The following is a 20,958-nucleotide window of genomic DNA, read 5'->3' as shown; positions in this document are numbered from 1 at the left end:
AGCCGCAGCCGCAGCCGCAGCCGCAAACAGCACCATCGCCGACCTCAGCACGTGATCGCCCGGGCCGTTCTGCGGTCCGGGCCTTCATCGTTGAGCAGCTGCTGCTGCTCCGCCTGGTGACGCTTGGCCGAGCCGACAGCCGGCGACGAGCCGTGCGGGCGCGAGATGCGGCGCAGGCGCTCGCCGTGCGGGATGTCCGCGCCGACCGCCAGGTCCAGGTGGTCGATCAGGTTCAGCGCGATGAACGGCCACGCACCCTGGTTCGCCGGCTCCTCCTGCGCCCAGAGGTACTTCTCGGCGTTCGGGAACTTGGCGATCTCCGCCTGGAGCTCGGCGCCCGGCAGCGGGTACAGACGCTCGAGACGGATGATCGCGGTGTCGGTGTTGCGGCGCTTGACCCGCTCGGCGTCCAGGTCGTAGTAGACCTTGCCGGTGCAGAAGACGACCTTGCGGATCGCGTTCGGGTCCACCTCGCCCGAATCAACCGCCGTGTCGCCGATCACCGGGCGGAAGCCGCCGGTGGTGAACTCCTCCACCTTCGACGCCGCCGCCTTCAGACGCAGCATCGACTTCGGGGTGAAGACGATCAGCGGCTTGTGGTGCGGGTTGTGCACCTGCCAGCGCAGCAGGTGGAAGTAGTTCGACGGCAGGGTCGGCATCGCGACCGTCATGTTGTTCTGCGCGCACATCTGCAGGAAGCGCTCAGGACGGGCGGACGAGTGGTCCGGGCCCTGGCCCTCGTAGCCGTGCGGCAGCAGCAGGGTCACACCGGAAGTCTGGCCCCACTTCTGCTCCGCCGAGGAGATGAACTCGTCGACGACGGTCTGCGCGCCGTTGACGAAGTCACCGAACTGCGCCTCCCACATGACCAGCGCGTCCGGGCGGGCCAGGGAGTAGCCGTACTCGAAGCCCATCGCCGCGTACTCGCTCAGCAGCGAGTCGTAGACGTTGAAACGGGCCTGGTCCTCGGAGAGGTACTGCAGCGGGGTGTAGTCCTCGCCGGTCTCCTGGTCCACCAGCACCGCGTGGCGCTGGCCGAACGTGCCGCGGCGGGTGTCCTGGCCGGAGAGCCGGACCGGGGTGCCCTCCATCAGCAGCGAGCCGACGGCGAGCGTCTCGCCCGTGCCCCAGTCGATCGTGCCGTCCTCCACCGAGGCCGCACGCCGCTGAAGCTGCGGCAGCAGACGGGGGTGGACAGTGACATGGTCGGGGATGTTCACCTGGGACTCGGCGATCCGCTTCACGACCTCCTGGGAGACCGCGGTGGTGACGGCCACCGGGAACTCGGCCTGCGCGGACGGGACATGCGTCGGGGCCGGGTGGCTGGTGGCCTCGCGCACCTCCGCGAAGACCTTCTCCAGCTGGCCCTGGAAGTCCTGGAGCGCCTGCTCCGCCTCTTCCAGCGTGATGTCGCCGCGACCGATCAGCGACTCGGTGTACAGCTTGCGCACCGAGCGCTTCTTGTCGATGAGGTTGTACATCTGCGGGTTGGTGAACTGCGGGTTGTCGCCCTCGTTGTGACCGCGGCGGCGGTAGCAGATGAGGTCGATCACGACGTCCTTGTTGAACGTCTGGCGGAACTCGAAGGCGAGCCGCGCCACCCGGACCACGGCCTCCGGGTCGTCGCCGTTCACATGGAAGATCGGCGCCTCGATCATGCGGGCCACGTCGGTCGCGTACATCGACGAACGCGACGACTCCGGGGCGGCGGTGAAGCCGACCTGGTTGTTGATGACGATGTGGACCGTGCCGCCGGTGCGGTAGCCGCGCAGCTGCGACATGTTCAGCGTCTCGGCGACGACACCCTGGCCGGCGAAGGCCGCGTCACCGTGCAGGGCGACCGGCAGGACCGTGAAGTCCGTGCCGCCCTTGTTGATGACGTCCTGCTTGGCGCGCGCGACACCCTCCAGGACCGGGTCGACCGCCTCCAGGTGTGAGGGGTTGGCGACCAGCGAGACCTTGATCTGCTCGCCGTCCAGACCGGTGAAGGTGCCGTTGGCGCCCAGGTGGTACTTCACATCGCCCGAGCCGTGCATCGACTTCGGGTCGAGGTTGCCCTCGAACTCCCGGAAGATCTGCGCGTACGACTTGCCGACGATGTTCGCCAGGACGTTGAGGCGGCCGCGGTGGGCCATGCCGATGACGACCTCGTCCAGGCGCGACTCGGCAGCCGAATCGATGACCGCGTCGAGCAGCGGGATGACGGACTCGCCGCCCTCCAGCGAGAACCGCTTCTGACCGACGTACTTGGTCTGCAGGAAGGTCTCGAAGGCCTCCGCAGCGTTGAGGCGGCGCAGGATCCGCAGCTGCTCCTCGCGCTCGGGCTTGGTGTGCCCACGCTCGACGCGGTCCTGGATCCACTTGCGCTGCTTCGGGTCCTGGATGTGCATGAACTCGATGCCGGTGGTGCGGCAGTACGAGTCGCGCAGCACGCCCAGCACATCGCGCAGCTTCATCAGGGACTTGCCGGAGAAGCCGCCGACGGCGAACTCGCGCTCCAGGTCCCACAGGGTGAGGCCGTGCTCGGTGATGTCCAGGTCGGGGTGCTTGCGCTGGCGGTACTCCAGCGGGTCGGTGTCGGCCATGACATGGCCGCGGACCCGGTAGGAGTGGATCAGCTCGAAGACCCGCGCCGCCTTGGTGACGTCGTCGTCGTGCGAGGCGTCGATGTCCTTGAGCCAGCGGACCGGCTCGTACGGGATGCGCAGCGCCTCGAAGATGTCGTCGTAGAAGCCGTTCTCGCCGAGGAGAAGGTTCGCGACGATCCGCAGGAACTCGCCGGAGGCGGCGCCCTGGATGACCCGGTGGTCGTACGTCGAGGTCAGCGTCATGACCTTGGAGATGCCCAGCTTGTTCAGAGTGTCCTGGGACGTGCCCTGGAACTCCGCGGGGTAATCCATCGAGCCGACGCCCATGATGACCGACTGCCCGGGCATCAGACGCGGCACGGAGTGGACGGTGCCGAGGCCGCCGGGGTTGGTCAGCGAGACGGTGACGCCGGTGAAGTCGTCCATCGTCAGCTTGTTGTTGCGGGCGCGCCGGACGATGTCCTCGTAGGCCTGCCAGAACTCGAAGAAGTTCATGGTCTCGGCCTTCTTGATGCCCGCGACGACCAGCTGGCGGTCGCCGTTGGGCTTCACCAGGTCGATGGCCAGACCGAAGTTGATGTGGTCCGGCTTGAGGAGGGCGGGCTTGCCGTCCTTCTCCGTGTACGACCAGTTCATCGAGGGCATGGCCTTGATGGCCTGCACCATCGCGTACCCGATGAGGTGCGTGAAGGAGACCTTCCCGCCGCGGGCGCGCTTGAGGTGGTTGTTGATGACGATGCGGTTGTCGAAGAGCAGCTTCACCGGGACGGCACGCACGGATGTGGCCGTGGGCACCTCCAGCGAGGCGTTCATGTTCTTCGCGACCGCGGCGGCGGGGCCGCGCAGCGGGACGAGCTGGGGGCCCTCGGACGGGGCCGGCTCAGCTGCCTTGCCGGCAGCAGCCGCCGGCTTGGAGGTGGCGGTGCCTGCGGCACCGGCGCTCGCGGCGGGCTTCGCCGGTGCGGCGGGGGCCGCGGTGGCGGCCTGCTGCGCGGCCGGGGTGGCCGTTTCAGCGGAGCCGGTCTGCGTGTCCGCAGACGCTGCGGGAGCGCTTGGGGCGGCGGCAGCCGGGGCCGGGGCCGCGGCCGTGGCACCCGCAGCCCCCGCGGCTGCGGCGCCGGACTGCGCGGCCGGGGCTTCGCTCACCGGCTTCGCCCCCGCGGCGTTGGCATTCGCGCCGCCCGGCTTGTAGTCGGCGAAGAAGTCCCACCAGGCACGATCGACCGAACTGGGGTCCTGGAGGTACTGCTGGTAGATCTCGTCGACGAGCCACTCATTGGCGCCGAACGCGGCGGCAGGGTTCTTACCCTGCCCGCCTTGGTCGGCCGAGATACTCGAGTTACTGGGGGACTGAGACGACACGGCGGCAACCGCCCTCTTCCGCTTCACAAGGTGATGGACAGCGGAAATAAAGGCTACGCCTCCCTGGCCGACAGGTGCAGGCCGGGTGGGGCCATCGTCGCGCAAGTCACACCTGAAGGCGGGTTTCGGGGCAGGGAATGGCGGGAAATAAGCGCGATTCCGCTTCCCCGCAGGCAAGGTCGGGTGCGTCACACGGCGGCCGTAGCCCCGTCGGCTCGTACCTCTCGACGGCGTATAGGCCTTCTTCCGGCCACGCCCCTCACTGCGCACGCGCAGAACAGCACACGCGCAGAACAGCACACGCAGGACGCGCGCTGCCAGCTCGAACTCTACGTCAACCGCGCGCCGAAGGGATCCCCGGAAGGGTGACCTGGATCCGGCAGCCCCGGGACGATTCGGCCACCCCGATGCGCCCGCCGTGCAGATCGACCGCCCAGCGTGCGATCGCCAGCCCCAGGCCCGTGCCGCCGTCGCTGCCCTTGCCGTGCGGGGACAGCACGCTGCCCCGGTTGAAGCGCTCGAAGACCCGGTGGCGCTCCGGCTCCGGGATGCCCGGGCCCTCGTCGAGAACTTCCAGGTCGAGGGATTCCGGCTGCGGGCCGCGGCGGGCGCGTACCGTCACGCGGCCGTGCGGCGGCGAGTGCTTGACCGCGTTGTCGATCAGATTGGCGACCACCTGGTGCAGCCGCTCCGCGTCCGCGTGCGCGGTCAGCTCCGGCGGCGACACATCCAGGTGCAGATGCACGTCGGTACGGGTGTGGTTGCCGGAGCCGGAGGTCAGACCGCGCTGGGCCGCGGCCAGATTGGCCTCCTTCAGCACGCCGGAGAGGTACGGCCACACCTCGAAACGGCGGGCCTTGAGCGGTACGACGCCGTTGTCGAGCCGGGACAGGTCGAGCAGCGTCTCGACCAGACGGCCCAGGCGTTCCGTCTGCTTGAGCGCCGTACGCATCGTCTCCGGGTCGGCGGCGGAGACCCCGTCCACGACGTTCTCCAGCACGGCGCGCAACGCGGCGATCGGGGTGCGCAGCTCGTGCGAGACATTGGCGACCAGCTCCTTGCGGTGCTGGTCCACGGCCTCCAGGTCGTCGGCCATGCGGTTGATGGTGGAGGCGAGGTCGCCGAGTTCGTCACGGCGGTCGGCGCCGCGCACCCGGCGGGTGTAGTCGCCGTGCGATATGCCCTTGGCCACGGTGTTCATCTCGTCCAGCGGGGCGGTCAGGCCGTGCGCCACGAACTGGGTGATCAGCAAGGTGGCTATCACCGAGAAGACGGTGATGAAGCGGAGCTCGGTCCGGGTGCGCAGGGCGACCAGCAGCAGGCCCGTGGTGATGAAGACCGAGACGACGACGAGCGTCCCGAGCTTGGTCTTGATCGAGATCGCGATGGAGGCGGACGGCAGCCGGCTCCGTCGGCCGCCACGGCCGGGCAGCCGGTCCCAGGGCCGCCGTCTCATGGAGCCGGCGTCTCCAGTGCGTAACCGACGCCGTGGACGGTACGGATGCGCTCGGCGCCGATCTTCCGGCGCAGGGCCTTGATGTGGCTGTCGACGGTGCGGGTGCCGGACGCGTCGGCCCAGTCCCACACCTCCGCGAGCAGCTGCTCACGGGAGAGGACGGCGCGCGGGGTGTTCGCCAGGCAGACCAGCAGGTCGAACTCGGTCGGTGTGAGATGTACGTCCTCGCCGCGCACCCGGACCCGGCGCTGGGCGTGGTCGATCTCCAGCTCGCCGAGGCGCAGGATCCCGCTGCGGGGGGTGACCGCGGCGAGGGCCGCCCGCTCCACGCGGCGCAGCAGCACATGCACCCGGGCCGCGAGCTCGCGCATCGAGAACGGCTTGGTCATGTAGTCGTCGGCGCCCACGCCGAGACCCACGAGCATGTCGGTCTCGTCGTCGCGCGCTGTGAGCATCAGCACAGGGACCGGGCGCTGCGCCTGGACGCGGCGGCAGACCTCAAGGCCGTCGAAGCCCGGGAGCATCACATCGAGCACCATCAGATCGGGCTGCCAGGCCTCGGCGGCGTCGACGGCGGCCGGGCCGTCCAAGGCCGTCTGGACCAGAAAGCCTTCCGCCCGCAGGCGGGCGGCGATGGCATCGACGATCGTCGAGTCGTCCTCGACGACCAGCACCCGGCGCTGGGCGCCGGGTGTGGCTCCGACGCCGTTGTGCGTGGTGTGTGTCTGCTCCATCGCCCCGCCCCTGTACGCGTTCTCGCGAGCTGCATGCCGGTGTAGATCTCGTGTGTAGGTCAGCAGCGTAAAGGCAGTGAAGGCGTCCCGGCTACGCAGGGCGAACAGCGAGGTGGACCACGTCGGGTACGCCTCGGGCAACATGGATCTCTTCGGTGGTTACCCCGGTGAATCCGGCATTCCGCAACGCATCCTCAAAAGCCGCGGAGGGCTGCGCGGACCACACGGCGAGGATCCCGCCGGGCTGCAACCGGCTCTGGCAGGCGGCGAGTCCAGCCGCCGAGTAGAGGTTTTCGTTGTCGTCGGTGACGGTCCAGTCGGGTCCGTTGTCGATATCCAGACAGAGAGCGTCGTAGCGGTCCGTGGTCGTGCGCAGGTATGCGACGAGGTCCGTGTGAAGGATCACGCTGCGGGGGTCGGCGAACGCGTCGCCGGAGATCTGTCCGAGGGGGCCGGTGCGGTGCCAGTCGATGATCGCCTGCTCGCGCTCGACGACGGCGATATGCCGCCAGCGGGGATTGGCGGCGGCTCGGGCGAGGGAGAAGCCGACGCCGAGGCCGCCGATGAGGAGCGTGGGGTCGCTCTTTCCGGCGGCGGCGAGGGCTTCGTACGCGGCGTCGATGAGCAGCCGCTCGGAGCGGCCGTCGGAGGTGTCCATCAGGAAGCACCCATTGGCGATGATCTCGTGATGCTTGCCACGCTGCCGCAGCACGACCTCCCCGTGGGGCCCCTCTCGCCGGTCGAGGGTGACGGGGCCGTCGGCTTGGAGCGGCATGGCGGGTGACCTCCGGGCAAGGGCACTCCCCGCCGGACGCAGGGAGTGGTCGGACGCTTTGCGTGGCCATATTGGCGGGAGGGGGCGAGAGGGACAAACAGATTCGGGCCGCGGCGCTGTGGGTCAGGGTCCCTCGCGGCAGGGGCCGCGCCAGGCGTAGAGCGCCGACCCCGCGATGAACACCGCGGCCGCCGCCGCCCACGCCCCGAGCTGCGGGCCCGGTTGCATGGGCCAGGCCCACACAGCGGCCCGGCCGCCGTGGACGCCGGGCGCACCGAGGTAGATCGCGCTCAGATACGTGAACGCCGGCAGCCGGCTCAGCCGAGTGCCGATGAGCGCCGCCGAGGCCGAAGTGATCCCGACCGCGCCCAGGGTGTTGCGCACCATGGCCGGTGCGCCGAACTCCGCCACATGCCCGAGTACGGCCAGAGCGAGGACGGCTCCCGCGAGTGCGGTGAGTGCCAGCAGCTGGGACAGCCGCCGGGGCCACCAGGGGCGCACGGCCGTCCGGTCCAGCTCGTCGGCGTACTGGTGGAAGCTGGTGCCGATCACGGCGGAGGCGAGCAGCGGTGCGAGCGCCACCACCGGTACGCGCCGCTTCGGGTCGAGATACGCGTCCAGTCCGTATGCGGCCCATACGGCGAGAGCGGCTGTTGCGGCGAGTACGGCGAGGGCGACGGGGATGCCGCGGGACCGGGCGTGCAGCATGCGGCCGACGGGGTGCGCTGCCGGTTCACGGTCGGTTCACAGCCGGGCCACGGCCAAGCCACAGCGGGATCACAGCCCGCTCGCCATGATCTGACGTGCGCACGACGCTCGGGGTGGCGCCAAGGTTGCCTCGTGTGGCGCAGGTCATAGGCGGGGGTGATGGTGATCGCGTTGGGTGGGGGTCTGTTCGGGGCTTGACGAGAGGGGCCTGACGCGTGGAACGGCTGACGACGCGCGATCCGGTCACGGGCCAGGAGCTGCTGGGCGGCATCCCGACCCAGCGCACGGCGCCGACGCGGGTGGCGACGCCCGCCGTCCCGTCCGCGCCCGGGCCCGCCCCGTGCCCGCGGCTGCCTCTGTGGCGGCAAGCGCTCCAGCTGCTGCCCACGCCCACCGGGACACCGTTCACCTTCTGCTATGTCCTTGTCCTGATCGCCACCTCGCTCTTCATGCAGCACGGCGACCCCGACACCGTCTCCACGCTGCTCCGCGGCTCCAGCACCGATGTCGCCCATTTGGCGGACAGGCCGCTGCTCGTTCTCGGCGCCAGCGCGGTGTGGGTCGCGGGCGGCCTGCTGGGCCCGTACGCCATCGCCTTCCTCTTCACGCTCACCGCGCTGGAACGCCGCATCGGCGGCTGGCGCGCCGCCGGAGTCTTCCTGGCAGGCCATGTCGCGGCCACGCTGGCCACCGAGATCCCGGTCGGGGTCTGGGTGGTGACCGGACATCTGCCCGTCAGCTCCCTGCATCGCCTCGACTACGGCATCAGCTTCGGCGTGATGGCGAGCATCGGCGCCCTCGCCGGACTGTTCGGCCCGGTGCTGCGATCGACGCTGCTCGGCTTCGTCTCCCTGACGCTCGTGAAGGACCTGCTCGCCTTCGGGGACCCGCTCACCAACTGGGGTCATCTGCTTGCGCTGCTGTCCGGCCTCGCCTGCTGGCCCGCGGTGCGCCGCTGGGCGAGGTCGCGGAACGGTTTCGCGCTCCGCGACCGGTGAGCGTCGGACGTTGAGCGTCACTGGTCCGGGAGGACCTCTTGACCGCCGCGATTTGCGGGGTCAGTCGTCGGCGCCGCTTTGCGTCCCCCCTGACCAGGCACGACAGTCGATCGCTGATAGCGAACACCTCCCTGGGAACATCACCGCAGTGCTGTGCATTGAGTCCATACAACTCAACTTCACTGCCTAAGGGGAGATCATGGCTTCGACGTCCACACCGCTCACCCTGCCCGTGCTGCCGCTCGGCGACGAGGTCGTGCTGCCCGGAATGGTGGTGCCGCTCGACCTGTCCGACACCGACGTACGAGCCGCGGTGGAGGCCGCCCAGGCTGCCGCGCGTTCCAGCGGTGACAGCAAGCCGACGGTGCTGCTTGTTCCGCGCGTCGACGGGACCTACCCCGCGACCGGCGTGCTCGGAACCGTCGAGCAGGTGGGCCGGCTCTCCGACGGTGACCCCGGCGCGCTCATCCGAGGCCGCGGCCGGGTGAGGATCGGCGCGGGGACCACGGGCCCCGGCGCCGCGCTCTGGGTCGAGGGCTCGCGTGTCGAAGAGACCGTGCCCGACCCGCTGCCCGGCTCGGTCACCGAGCTGGTCACGGAGTACAAGGCGCTCGCCACCGACTGGCTGAAAAAGCGCGGCGCATGGCAGGTCGTGGACCGCGTCCAGCAGATCGACGACATCTCGCAGCTGGCCGACAACTCCGGTTACTCACCCTTCCTGACCACCGCCCAGAAGATCGAACTGCTGGAGACCGCCGACCCGGTGGCCCGCCTCAAGCTCGCCACCGAGCAGCTGCGTGAGCACCTCGCCGAGCAGGACGTCGCCGAGTCCATCGCCAAGGACGTTCAGGAGGGCGTCGACAAGCAGCAGCGCGAGTTCCTGCTGCGCCGCCAGCTCGAAGCCGTACGCAAGGAGCTGCGCCAGCTCAACGGCGGGGCCACCGACGCTGACGACGAGTCCGACGACTACCGGGCCCGCGTCGAGGCCGCCGACATCCCCGAGAAGGTGCGTGAGGCCGCGCTCAAGGAGGTCGAGAAGCTGGAGCGGTCGAGTGACCAGAGCCCCGAGGGCTCCTGGATCCGCACCTGGCTCGACACGGTCCTGGAGCTGCCGTGGAACGAACGAACTGATGACAGCGCGGCCGGGTACGACATCCAGGGCGCCAAGGCGATCCTGGACGCCGAGCACGCCGGCCTGCAGGACGTGAAGGAACGGATCACCGAATACCTGGCGGTGCGCAAGCGGCGCGCCGACCGCGGGCTCGGCGTCGTCGGCGGACGGCGCGGGGGCGCGGTCCTGGCGCTCGTCGGCCCGCCCGGCGTGGGCAAGACCTCCCTCGGCGAGTCCGTCGCGCATGCGATGGGACGGAAGTTCGTCCGGGTCGCGCTCGGCGGCGTACGGGACGAGGCGGAGATCCGCGGACACCGGCGTACGTACGTGGGTGCCCTCCCCGGCCGGATCGTGCGGGCGATCAAGGAAGCCGGTTCGATGAACCCGGTCGTCCTCCTCGACGAGATCGACAAGGTCGGCTCGGACTTCCGGGGTGACCCGGCGGCCGCGCTGCTCGAAGTCCTGGACCCGGCGCAGAACCACACCTTCCGGGACCATTACCTGGAGGTCGAACTCGACCTGTCCGACGTGGTGTTCCTCGCCACGGCGAACGTCCTGGAGGCCATCCCGGAGGCCCTGCTCGACCGGATGGAGCTGGTCAGGCTCGACGGCTACACCGAGGACGAGAAGGTCGTCATCGCCCGGGACCACCTGCTGCCGCGCCAGCTGGAGCGGGCGGGTCTCGAGCCCGGCGAGGTCGTCCTGGAGGACTCGGCGCTGCGCAAGCTCGCGGGTGAGTACACCCGGGAGGCGGGCGTCCGTAACCTGGAGCGGTCGGTGGCCCGGCTGCTGCGCAAGGTGGCGGCCCAGCACGAACTGGGTGAGCAGGAGCTGCCTTTCACGATCGGCGCCGAGCAGCTGCGCGGCCTGGTCGGACGGCCGCACCACGTGCCCGAGTCCGCGCAGGACCCGGCCGAGCGCCGGACGGCCGTGCCCGGCGTGGCCACCGGCCTCGCGGTCACCGGCGCGGGCGGCGACGTGCTCTACGTCGAGGCGTCGCTGGCCGACCCGGAGACGGGCGCGGCGGGGCTGACCCTCACCGGTCAGCTCGGCGACGTGATGAAGGAGTCCGCGCAGATTGCGCTCTCCTTCCTCCGCTCGCACGGGGCCGAACTGGAGCTTCCGGTCGGCGACCTGAAGGACCGGGGCGCACACATCCACTTCCCGGCGGGCGCGGTGCCGAAGGACGGGCCGAGCGCGGGCATCACGATGACGACGGCGCTCGCGTCGCTGCTGAGCGGCCGTCAGGTCCGTACGGACGTCGCCATGACCGGCGAGGTCTCGCTGACCGGCCGTGTCCTGCCCATCGGCGGTCTGAAGCAGAAGCTGCTGGCAGCGCACCGGGCGGGCATCACGACCGTCGTGATCCCCAAGCGGAACGAGGCGGACCTGGACGACGTCCCGGCCGAGATCCTCGACAAGCTGGAGGTGCACCCGGTGACGGATGTCCGCCAGGTGCTGGGGATCGCGCTCTCCCCGGCGGAGGTTCCGGTGGCTGCCGCGGCGGCCTGACCGGGGGGCGCTGTGGGCCCGGCGGTGTTCAGACACCGCCGGGCCTTCGCGTTGTCCGGCCGTGGCTTCCGCGTACAACGCGCGGGCGCGGTCGTCGAAGAGGGCGGCCGCCGACTCGCTGTCCGTGTCGCCGCCGCTCAGTACGCCGATGAGCCTGCCCTGAAGCTGGGCGTCCCGGTAGTCGGCGAGCCACGGCCCGCCGCGGTCAGCACGGCCATGGCGGGCCACATCGGCCCCCTGATCGTGCCGCCGGTTCCGCTCGCACGGCTGTGCCACTTCATCCGGACATCCTGCCCGCTCGTGGCTCTCAGTCCAGCCAGCCCCGCAACGTCGCCTGCGCCCCCGCCTGGAAGCCTGTCTCCGCGCCCAGCGACTCCAGCCAGACGGCTGATCCTCCGGCGGGTCGTGTGCACGTGGACGCCCAGGCGACGGGCGATCGACGGACCCCGGCGCCCGTGCTCCGGGGGTTCGGGGGTCCACGGGTTGTTCCCCGGGAGGACACAGCACAATGGTCGGTGTGAACGACCAACGCGACGACCGGGCCCTGCGGGCGGACTGCGGGAGCTGCTTCGGACTGTGCTGCGTGGCACTGCCCTTCTCCGCATCCGCGGACTTCGCGATCAGCAAGGACGCCGGAAAGCCCTGCTCCAACCTGCAAACGGACTTCCGCTGCGGCATCCACACGCGGCTGCGGCAGAGCGGCTTTCCCGGCTGCACGGTCTACGACTGCTTCGGTGCGGGACAGAAGGTCTCCCAGATCACTTTCGGCGGCACGGACTGGCGACAGGCTCCGGAAACCGCATCGCAGATGTTCGCGGTGTTCCCCGTCGTACGACAGCTTCATGAGCTGCTCCGGTATCTGACCGAAGCGCTCACCCTGCGCCCGGCCCGCGCGCTGCACGGCGAGCTGCGGCGGCTGCTGGAGGAGACCGAGCGCCTCACCGGGCTCGGCCCCGGTGCCCTCGAGAAGCTGGACGTGGCTACGCACCGGCAGGACGTCAACGTGCTCCTGCTCCGTACGAGCGAACTCGTCCGGGCCGAAGCGGGCAGCAAGAAGAAGGACCGGAAGAAGGACCGCAGGGGAGCCGACCTCGTCGGCGCGCGGCTGGGGGGCGCGGACTTCAGGGGCGCCGATCTGCGCGGCGCGTATCTCATCGCCGCCGATCTGACCGGCGCCGATCTGCGTCTCGCCGACCTCATCGGGGCCGACCTCAGGGACGCGGACCTCGCGGGCGCGGATCTGACCGGCAGTATCTTCCTCACCCAGCCGCAGGTGAACGCGGCCAAGGGCGACGCGTCCACCAGGCTGCCCTCCGGGCTGACCCGCCCCGCGCACTGGTAGTGACCAGCAGGCGGGGGACGGGCTGCGTGCGACGCTCAGCCGTTGGCGAGCGCCACGACGCGGTCCAGCGCGCCGTTGAACTTGTTGTGGTCGCCGACGATCGGTCCTGACGAGGTGTACTGCCACATCGTCTGGTATGCCCAGCCGGCAGGCAGGGTGCCGGGCGTGGTGTTGTACCGGGCGATCCACAGCGGGTTGGCCGCGCCGAAGCCGCTGTAGTTGCCGGTGCACTGGGTCCACCAGCTGGTGGCGGTGTAGATAACCGCGTCCCGCCCGGTGCGCGCCTTGTAGCGGTTCAGGAAGTCGCGGATCCAGGTGACCATGCCGGACTGGGTCTTGCCGAAGCAGGCGGCGCCGTACGGATTCCACTCGATGTCCAGCGCGCCCGGCAGGGTCTTGCCGTCCCGGGACCAGCCGCCGCCGTTGTTCACGAAGTAGTCGGCCTGCGCCGCGCCGGTCGTGGTGTCGGGGGTGGCGAAGTGGTAGGCGCCGCGGATCATCCCGATGTTGTACGAGCCGTTGTACTGCTGCCCGAAGTACGGGTTCTTGTAGTAGGTGCCCTCAGTGGCCTTGACGTAGGCCCACTTCACGCCGCTGCTCCACAGGCTGGACCAATTGACGTTGCCCTGGTGGCTGGAGACGTCCACGCCTTCCGTCTCGGCGGCGCGGGTGCCGGGCGGTAGGCCTCCCTGTCCGTCGTGGGCGATGACGCCCATGCCCAGGTGCGCCGAGCCGCGCGGGGGAGCGTCAGCGGCGCCGGCGGTGGAGGGGAGGGTGAGGAGGAGGGAGAGAACTGCGAGGAGAGCGCCGACCGCTGTCGCGAGGCGGGAGCGGACGGTCGATCCGGATCTGAGCACGGGCATAGCGTGCCTCCGAAGACCTCGGTGGGGGTGAACTGACGATGTGTCGACATGTCGTGGCGGACTCTATGGTGTGGACATGCCAGCCATGACGCTACGCACGTAGAACCCCGTTGTGGAAGGGGGGCAGGGTGCTGCCGTTGGTCTACGCCTGCGAAATACTGGCCGAGCTGCGGCAATGGGCTGCCGCCGAAAGAAACTTTCAGGATCAGGAAAGCGCGCGAGGGGTGCTGACGTGCACGAAAGCGGTACAGGGAGTGAGGCAGACCCCCGGAGCGGGAGTGGTTTGGACCACGAATTCCTCGCTCTGGAACGGGAGTTGTCGGTCTTTCTGCGCCGGGCCCGGGCGTCCTCGGGCGAGATGGCCCGCGAGGTCCACCCCGATCTTGAGCCCGCCGCGTACGGACTTCTCGTGCGTCTTGAGGAAGCCGGGCAGCAGCGCGCCACCGATCTCGCCGGCTACTTCGGCGTCGGCAAGGCGACCATGAGCCGCCAGCTACGCGCCCTGGAGGGGCTCGGCCTGGTGGCCCGCGAACCCGACCCGGCCGACGGCCGTGCTTCACTCGTCCGGCTCACCGACGAGGGGCGCTCGCGCTTCCGCCGGGTGCGGGGCGCGCGGCGCGACCGCTATATGAGCAAGCTGGCGGGCTGGGACCGCGGCGAGGTCGCGGAGCTGGCCCGGCTGCTGCACCAGCTGAACCAGCGAGCCGAGAGCGAGGGGTGACCGGACCCGTCCGGTGGCCGGGCTCGTCCTCGAACTCCCCCCGGGCTTCGTCCGGGGGGACCCGCCCAGGCTCGAAAGGGTCAGAGCTCCGCGAAGACCGCCGCCGCGTCGTCGTGCAGCTTCCAGCGGATCACGCTCCCACGCTCCTGAGCCGAGATCTCCAGCGCCCTGACCCGGTCGATCAGCCCCTGCGGCCCCTCCTTGCGCAGCAACCCCAGGCACTCGGCCCAGTTGCCCTCCGCGAACATCTCCACCCAGCGGGCCGCCCCGTCGGTCAGCGCGGCCACGGCCCGCACCTCGCCGCGGGGCGAGCTGCCCGTCACCGCGCGGACCGCCACCCCCGGATCGGCCGCCGCGGTGAAGAACCCGCCCTCCGTATTGCGCAGCGCGTCCGCCGAGGCATGTGTACGCAGGGACTCGCGGGGCAGTCGGTCGATACGGTCGTCCAGCACCGCCCGCACCTCACCGTCCGGCGACTCGAGCAGCAGCGTCGAGTCGGAGAGCACCAGATACTCCACGGGCTCGGCCGGGCCGCCCCAGCGCGCCACGACCACCGTGGCCTGCGGCGTACGCACGTGAGAAAGGTCACAGGTGTCGCGGTGGGCGTCCGCGGTGCGCCGGATTGCCTCCGAAAGGGCCTCTGTCAGTGTCATATCCCGTCGCGAACCGGACAGTTCGATCAGCGCGCCGCCGAGCCTGGCGGTGAACCACGGCACCCCGTGCACGCATCCGTCGTCGCCCGCGGGTGGCGTCACACCGTCCAGAACCACGAGCGTTCCGCCCTGGCCGGAGCCCGGCAGGGTCACGGAAGCCCAGTCCTCGTTGGGGCGGTCGGGCGTGCCGGGGGTGGTCGCGAGTTCGATGCGCATAATCCCCAGTCTGCATGACACCTTCACGAAGCCCGCATGACCAGGTAATTGGCCCGTATCAGCAGGTCAGAGCGGGTTCCGGGGCTGCACTGAGCGGACCGTCCCGGCTGCGGGTGCGCATCCTGCCAAAGCCCGGCCGGAAGATCCAGCCGGTGCCCCGCGTGTCGCCGCATCGGCCGCGGACGCGACTTGTTCGCCAACTCCCGAGTGTTGTTCACTCGTTTCCGTACCAGGGGGTAGGCCATCGTGTGTGACCGGTTGTCATCTCTGGTCATGGGCGGACGAGTCAAGCAAGATTGCGAGCACCGGTGCAGAAAAAGTGGCCTCGGGGCAACGGCGGCAGGCCCATTGAAACTCCCGACGGCTCCCCGGCCACCCGCGCCGTACGGGTACGCAGCCGTCTGGTGGCAGGAGTCGCCGCCGTCAGCCTCGTCGTGATCGCGGCGGGCGCCCCCGGCGTCCTTGCCACCTCCGCCGAACTGACCGAGTCGCAGCAGTTGGTCACCCTCTCCGCGCTGAACCGCCAAGCCGTCACCCTGGCCCACTCCCTCGCCGACGAGCGCGACGAGGTCACCGCGTACATCGCGGCGGGTCGTGACGACCAGAAGGGTGACAAGGCCGACCGGCGGGTGATCTCCGCCAGCCGCAGCACCCGCGTAGACCGTCAGATCGACGAGATCCGCGGCGCCATCCCCGGCGACCATGTCGAACTGCGCCGCGACCTGTCCTCCGTGCCCTCCGTCCGCCGTACCGCCCTCACCGGCAAGGGCGCGGCGATGGAGGCCTACCGGGCGTACTCCGCGGTCATCGCGAGCCTGCACGCCCTCGCCGACGCGCTCGCCGACAAGACCCCAGCGCGCGCCGCCGCGGGCACCCGCGCACCCGCCGAACTCGGCCTCGCCGTCGAGCAGGCGTCCGCCACCCGCGGGCTGCTGCTGGCCGCGCTCTCCGTGCCGCGCACGGAGAGCAGCCCGAGCTTCGACCCGATCACCGGACTGCCCGTCCAGGACGGGGGCGGGGACAACGGCGAGAGCGACCGTATGCGCAATGCGCTGAGCGCCGCCGCCCAGCAGTCCCGGGTGCGTGAACTCGCCGCGCTCGCCGACTTCGACCAGGACGCCGGCAAGGACGCCCGCGACTCGCTGGCCGCCACCGTCACCGGACCCGAGGTCAAGGCCGCCGAGAGCTACCTCGCCCGGCTGACCGACCAGCCCGAGCTCTCCTCGTCCGACCTCAAGTCCAACCGCGAGAAGCTCGAATCCTCGCTTACCGCCCGGATCGAGCAGATGCGGGGCGTCGAGTCCTCCCTCGCCGCCGGCCGGATCGAGCGCTTCGAGGAGCTGCGCGACGACGACGTCACCGCGCTGGAGATCCGGATCGCGCTGCTCGGCGGCCTGCTGATCGTCGCCATCGGCGTGTCCGCGGCCGTCGCCCGTACGCTCACCCGGCCGCTCGCCGTCCTGCGGATCGGAGCGGCCCGGCTCGCGGCCGCCCCCGAGGCCGAGGAGCCGGTTCGCTTCACTGGCCGCAACGACGAGTTCGCGCAGGTCGTACGGTCCCTGAACACCCTGCACGACAAGCTGCGGGACCTCGGCGTACGGGCCGAGCGGCTGGACAGCGACCGCGGCGAGCTGGCCGGCGCCCGTGACGCGATGGCCGCCGAACTGGCCGCCGGCCGCGCCGAACTCCAGGCCCACACCCAGGAGCTGACCGCCGAGCTCGAACGGTTGCGGAACTCTGTCCAGCACACCTTCGTCAACCTCTCGCTGCGCACCCTCGGCCTCGTCGAGCGGCAGCTCGGCGTGATCGAGAAGCTGGAGGAGCGCGAGCAGGACCCCGAGCGGCTCGCCACCCTCTTCAAGCTCGACCACATGGCCACCGTCATGCGCCGCCACAGCGAGAACCTGCTGGTCCTCGCGGGCGCCGAGCACGGCCAGGGGCACGCGAGCCCGGTCCCGCTCATCGACGTACTGCGCGCGGCCGTCAGCGAGATCGAAAGGTACGAACGGGTCATCATCCAGGCCCTGCCGCCGCACGCACAGGTCGCCGGATTCGCCGCGGACGACCTCAGCCATCTCATCGCCGAGCTCCTGGAGAACGCGACCTCCTTCTCGCCGCCGGACGCCCAGGTCGAGCTGTCGGGCTGGCTGCTGGAGAGCGGCGAGGTGATGCTCTCCGTGCAGGACACCGGCATAGGGATGACCACCGCGCGGATGGCCGAGCTGAACGCGCGACTCGAGGCCCCGGACGCGTACGGGAACCAGGCCGGCCGGGACGGCGAGGGCCTCGGGCTGCGGGTGGCCGCGCTGCTGGCCGCACGCCACGGCGTACGGGTGCAGCTGCGCGCGCAGAAGCAGGGCGGGATCGCCGCGGTCGTGGTTCTCACGCGGGGGCTGCTGCCGACCGGACCGCCGGCCGCCGAGACGCACACCGTGCGGGTGGCGGGCACCGGCGGGACGCCGACGCAGCATCTGCCCGGGTCGGTGGCGGAGGCCAACTCCAATGCGCTGCTGGCTAGTTCACGCCGCGTTGACCCCCTCGTGGTGGCCGCCGAGCAGGCGATCCGCGCGGCGGAGCCGGACGCGCACGAGCGGACGGCCGACGGGGACCCGGAGAGCACCGGGGTCGACGAGACGACGTTCGCGATGCGCCTGCCGGAGTCGGCCGCCGACGAGCCAGTGGCCGAAGCGCCGGTGGCCGAGGTGGAGCCCGAGCCGGCCGCCGAGCCCGAACCGGTCGATGTGGCGCGGCCCGCCTGGGAGCGCGTCACCGACAAGGGCCTGCCCAAGCGCACCCCCAAGGTCGTCCAGCCCGCTACCGCGCCCAGCGAGCGCTCCGGCAGCGTCGACGCCGACGCCCTGCGCCGCCGCCTCGGCGGCTTCCACCAGGGCGCGAAGGACGGCCGCCGCGACGCCGAGGCTGAGATCGCGGAGATCACGGACCAGACGGAAACGGAAGCAGGCACCGAAGCAGCAGAAGCGGGGGACACAGTCGAGGAGGCACGCAGTTGACTGCGACCGGGACATTCGGCCTGAGCAGTGAAGCCCGCAATCTGCACTGGTTGCTGAGCAATCTCGTGGAGGAGGTGCCAGGGGTCCGCTCGGTCGCCGTCGTCTCGTCCGACGGACTGCTGCTGCTCTCGTCCGACCCCGCCCGGAACGCCGCCCCGGCCGCCACCGGCCGGCCGGAAGGTCCCAGGGGCTCCAGCGCGGACCTCGCGACCATCGTCTCCGGCATCGGCAGCCTGACCGTCGGCGCCGCCAAGTTGATGGACGGCGGCGGCGTCAAGCAGACGATGGTCGCGATGGAGAAGGGCAGCGTCTTCATCATGTCGATCAGCGACGGCTCGCTGCTCGGCGTGCAGGCCACGCCCGACTGCGACATGACCATCGTCGCGTACCACATGGCGCTCTTCGTCGGCCGCGCCGGACATGTCCTCACCCCCGAACTCCGCAGCGAGCTGCGCAAATCGATGGAGAGCGCTCAGTGACGCCCGCCGCTGAACCCGCCCGAAGGCTTCCCGTCCGCGGCGACGGCCGACGCCCCGCCCGGGTCCGCCCCTACTCACTCACCGGCGGCCGCACCCGCTTCGGCCATGTGCTGCTCGTCGAGACGTTCGTCGCCGCGCTCGAAGCCCCCGAGGAGCGCAAGGAACTACTGGGCGGCGATCTCTCGTCGCGCGTCATGCCCGAGCTTCGGGCGATCGTCGAGCTGTGCCGCCGTATGCGTACCGTTGCCGAGATATCGGCCCTGCTGAAGATGCCGCTCGGTGTCGTCCGGGTGCTGCTCAGCGACCTTGCCGACCAGGGAAAGATCCGCGTGTACGGGACCGGGCACGACGCCGGCCAGCCCGACCGCGCGTTGCTCGAAAGGGTGCTGAGTGGACTCCGCCGCCTCTGACACGTTGCTTGCCCGGCCCCATCCGCAGCCCGAAGGGGAGTTGCAGGCCTGGCAGTTGGACCACACCCGGGCCCCCATCGCGACCAAGATCGTGGTCGCGGGCGGCTTCGGCGTCGGCAAGACGACCTTCGTCGGCTCGGTCTCCGAGATCACGCCGCTGCAGACCGAGGCGCTGATGACGCAGGCGAGCGAGGAGAGTGACGATCTCGCCGCGACGCCCGACAAGCTCACCACGACCGTGGCCATGGACTTCGGCCGGATCACGCTCGACGACGATCTGGTGCTGTACGTCTTCGGCACGCCGGGCCAGCAGCGCTTCTGGTTCATGTGGGACGACCTGGTGCGCGGCGCGATAGGCGCGGTCGTGCTGGCCGACACCCGCAGGCTGCCGGACTGCTTCCCGGCGCTCGACTACTTCGAGAGCAGCGGCCTGCCGTACATCGTCGCGGTCAACCACTTCGAGGGTACGGAGCTGTTCGAGGCCGAAGACGTGCGAGAGGCGCTGACGGTGCCGCCACACGTACCTGTGGTGATCATGGACGCGCGCAACCGGATCACGGTGATCGAGTCCCTGCTCACGCTGGTCGCCCACGCCCTCGAAGCCACCCCCGAATAGCTAGGCAACGGAGAACACCCGCCATGCGGAAGATACTCATAGTCGGTGCCGGACAGTCCGGTCTCCAGCTCGCCCTCGGACTCCAGTCGCAGGGGTACGAGGTCACCCTCATGTCCAACCGCACGGCCGACGAGATCCGGTCCGGCCGGGTGATGTCCACGCAGTGCATGTTCCACACCGCGCTGCAGCACGAGCGCGATCTGGGCATCAACTTCTGGGAGTCCCAGGCCCCGCGCATCGAGGGCCTCGGCGTCTCCGTCGCGGCACCGGACTCCACCCGCGCCATCGACTGGGTCGGCAAGCTCGACGGCTACGCCCAGTCCGTCGACCAGCGCGTGAAGATGGCCGGCTGGATGGAGACTTTCGCGCAGCGCGGCGGCCAGCTCGTCGTCCACGGCGCGGCGGTCTCCGACCTGGACTACTTCTCCCGTACGTACGACCTCGTGATGGTCTCGGCGGGCAAGGGCGAGCTGGTCTCGATGTTCGGCCGTGACGCCTCCCGCTCCCCGTACGACGCACCGCAGCGCGCGCTCGCCGTCGCCTACGTCCACGGCCTGGGTCCGCGCCCCGAGCACCCCGACTATGACGCGGTCCGCTGCAACCTGGTCCCCGGCGTCGGCGAGCTCTTCGTGATGCCGACGCTCACCAACAGCGGCCGCGCGGACATCCTCTTCTGGGAGGGCATCCCGGGCGGACCGCTCGATGCCTTCCAGGGGGTGAAGGACCCCGCCGAGCACCTCTCCCTGACCTTGGAGCTCATGGAGAAGTTCACGCCCTGGGAGTACGCGCGCGCCACCAAGGTCGAGCTGACCGATCCGAACGGCACGCTCGCGGGCCGGTACGCCCCCACCGTCCGCAATCCGATCGGGCGCCTTCCCGGCGGCGGTCTGGTCCTCGGCGTTGCGGACGTCGTCGTCGCCAACGACCCGATCACCGGGCAGGGCTCCAACTCGGCGTCCAAGTGCGCCGCCTCGTACCTCGCCTCGATCACCGAGCACGGCGACCGGCCGTTCGACGAGGCGTGGATGCAGTCCACGTTCGACCGCTACTGGGACACCGCGCAGCACGTCACCAAGTGGACGAACGCGATGCTCGGCGTCCCGCCGGAGCACGTGCTCAACCTGATCGGCGCGGCCGGCGGGCTCCAGCCGGTCGCCGACCGGTTCGCGAACGGCTTCAACGATCCGGCCGACTTCGAGAACTTCTTCTTCGAGCCGGAGAAGGCGAACGCCTACCTGGCCGAGGTGTCCGGAGCTTCCGCCTCAAAGTAGCCGCCGTCCGTCCCCGCCGTGGGGGGCGGGGGGGGGGGCGGGCGGGGGGGGGGGGGACGCCCGAGGGCGCCCCCCCGCCCGCGCGCCCCCGCCCGCCGGAGGATAGGGACGAAGGGGGGTGACGGGACGAGA

Annotated in this window: 16 protein-coding genes; 9 read left to right on the top strand and 7 right to left on the bottom strand. The window is 70.5% G+C overall.

Going from position 1 to position 20,958, the window contains the following annotated elements; translation table 11 throughout:
• Positions 1–44 precede the first annotated feature (44 nt).
• From ACWDO5_RS29285 to ACWDO5_RS29265, 5 genes are all read right to left on the bottom strand, one after another.
• Positions 45–3,950 carry a multifunctional oxoglutarate decarboxylase/oxoglutarate dehydrogenase thiamine pyrophosphate-binding subunit/dihydrolipoyllysine-residue succinyltransferase subunit gene (locus tag ACWDO5_RS29285; protein ID WP_450533406.1) on the bottom strand — a complete coding sequence of 1,302 codons (3,906 nt, stop codon included), beginning with the start codon at positions 3,948–3,950 and terminating at the stop codon, positions 45–47.
• 334 nt (positions 3,951–4,284) lie between these two features.
• Positions 4,285–5,406, bottom strand: coding sequence for a HAMP domain-containing sensor histidine kinase (locus ACWDO5_RS29280; RefSeq protein ID WP_450533405.1), 1,122 nt, complete (start codon positions 5,404–5,406; stop codon positions 4,285–4,287).
• Complete coding sequence (locus tag ACWDO5_RS29275; RefSeq protein WP_450533404.1) at positions 5,403–6,140, bottom strand: response regulator transcription factor; 738 nt, start codon at positions 6,138–6,140, stop codon at positions 5,403–5,405. Before ACWDO5_RS29275 ends, ACWDO5_RS29280 begins: the two co-directional genes overlap by 4 nt.
• A 91-nt stretch (positions 6,141–6,231) precedes the next feature.
• Positions 6,232–6,915, bottom strand: a complete 684-nt coding sequence (locus ACWDO5_RS29270; RefSeq protein WP_450533403.1) for a spermidine synthase — start codon at positions 6,913–6,915, stop codon at positions 6,232–6,234.
• Between the two features lie 123 nt (positions 6,916–7,038).
• Positions 7,039–7,623, bottom strand: coding sequence for a hypothetical protein (locus ACWDO5_RS29265; RefSeq protein ID WP_450533401.1), 585 nt, complete (start codon positions 7,621–7,623; stop codon positions 7,039–7,041).
• 215 nt (positions 7,624–7,838) lie between these two features.
• Here ACWDO5_RS29265 and ACWDO5_RS29260 point away from each other — a divergent pair, with 215 nt between their 5' ends.
• From ACWDO5_RS29260 to ACWDO5_RS29250, 3 genes are all read left to right on the top strand, one after another.
• Positions 7,839–8,621, top strand: coding sequence for a rhomboid-like protein (locus ACWDO5_RS29260; protein WP_450533400.1), 783 nt, complete (start codon positions 7,839–7,841; stop codon positions 8,619–8,621).
• 199 nt (positions 8,622–8,820) lie between these two features.
• A complete protein-coding gene (gene lon, locus ACWDO5_RS29255; RefSeq protein WP_450533399.1) occupies positions 8,821–11,244 on the top strand; it encodes an endopeptidase La in 2,424 nt (807 codons plus the stop codon).
• A gap of 508 nt (positions 11,245–11,752) precedes the next feature.
• Positions 11,753–12,586 carry a pentapeptide repeat-containing protein gene (locus ACWDO5_RS29250; protein WP_450533397.1) on the top strand — a complete coding sequence of 278 codons (834 nt, stop codon included), beginning with the start codon at positions 11,753–11,755 and terminating at the stop codon, positions 12,584–12,586.
• A gap of 35 nt (positions 12,587–12,621) precedes the next feature.
• Here ACWDO5_RS29250 and ACWDO5_RS29245 read toward each other — a convergent pair whose 3' ends face one another.
• The gene (locus ACWDO5_RS29245; protein ID WP_450533396.1) at positions 12,622–13,449 is read right to left on the bottom strand and encodes a lysozyme; all 828 of its coding nucleotides are present in this window, start codon (positions 13,447–13,449) and stop codon (positions 12,622–12,624) included.
• 175 nt (positions 13,450–13,624) lie between these two features.
• Here ACWDO5_RS29245 and ACWDO5_RS29240 point away from each other — a divergent pair, with 175 nt between their 5' ends.
• A complete protein-coding gene (locus ACWDO5_RS29240; protein WP_450533395.1) occupies positions 13,625–14,170 on the top strand; it encodes a MarR family winged helix-turn-helix transcriptional regulator in 546 nt (181 codons plus the stop codon).
• Between the two features lie 80 nt (positions 14,171–14,250).
• Here the strand turns inward: ACWDO5_RS29240 and ACWDO5_RS29235 are convergent, their stop codons facing one another.
• On the bottom strand, positions 14,251–15,039 hold the full coding sequence (locus ACWDO5_RS29235) for a hypothetical protein (protein WP_450533394.1): 789 nt from the start codon (positions 15,037–15,039) through the stop codon (positions 14,251–14,253).
• A gap of 308 nt (positions 15,040–15,347) precedes the next feature.
• Here ACWDO5_RS29235 and ACWDO5_RS29230 point away from each other — a divergent pair, with 308 nt between their 5' ends.
• From ACWDO5_RS29230 to ACWDO5_RS29210, 5 genes are read left to right on the top strand one after another with little or no spacing between them, the layout of a single operon-like run.
• Positions 15,348–18,050 carry a nitrate- and nitrite sensing domain-containing protein gene (locus ACWDO5_RS29230; RefSeq protein WP_450533392.1) on the top strand — a complete coding sequence of 901 codons (2,703 nt, stop codon included), beginning with the start codon at positions 15,348–15,350 and terminating at the stop codon, positions 18,048–18,050.
• Complete coding sequence (locus ACWDO5_RS29225; RefSeq protein WP_450533391.1) at positions 18,047–18,529, top strand: roadblock/LC7 domain-containing protein; 483 nt, start codon at positions 18,047–18,049, stop codon at positions 18,527–18,529. The genes ACWDO5_RS29230 and ACWDO5_RS29225 overlap by 4 nt, the downstream gene beginning before the upstream one ends.
• Positions 18,526–18,939: a DUF742 domain-containing protein gene (locus tag ACWDO5_RS29220; RefSeq protein ID WP_450533390.1), complete on the top strand. Its 414-nt coding sequence runs from the start codon at positions 18,526–18,528 to the stop codon at positions 18,937–18,939. The genes ACWDO5_RS29225 and ACWDO5_RS29220 overlap by 4 nt, the downstream gene beginning before the upstream one ends.
• Positions 18,920–19,555, top strand: coding sequence for a GTP-binding protein (locus tag ACWDO5_RS29215; RefSeq protein WP_450533389.1), 636 nt, complete (start codon positions 18,920–18,922; stop codon positions 19,553–19,555). The genes ACWDO5_RS29220 and ACWDO5_RS29215 overlap by 20 nt, the downstream gene beginning before the upstream one ends.
• Positions 19,556–19,578: 23 nt before the next feature.
• Complete coding sequence (locus ACWDO5_RS29210; protein ID WP_450533388.1) at positions 19,579–20,826, top strand: styrene monooxygenase/indole monooxygenase family protein; 1,248 nt, start codon at positions 19,579–19,581, stop codon at positions 20,824–20,826.
• The last annotated feature ends 132 nt before the right edge of the window (positions 20,827–20,958 follow it).

This window comes from Streptomyces sp. NPDC000880, from assembly GCF_053599675.1.
Note: the sequence above shows the minus strand (reverse complement) of the source record. Positions and strands in the feature narration are given on the sequence as shown.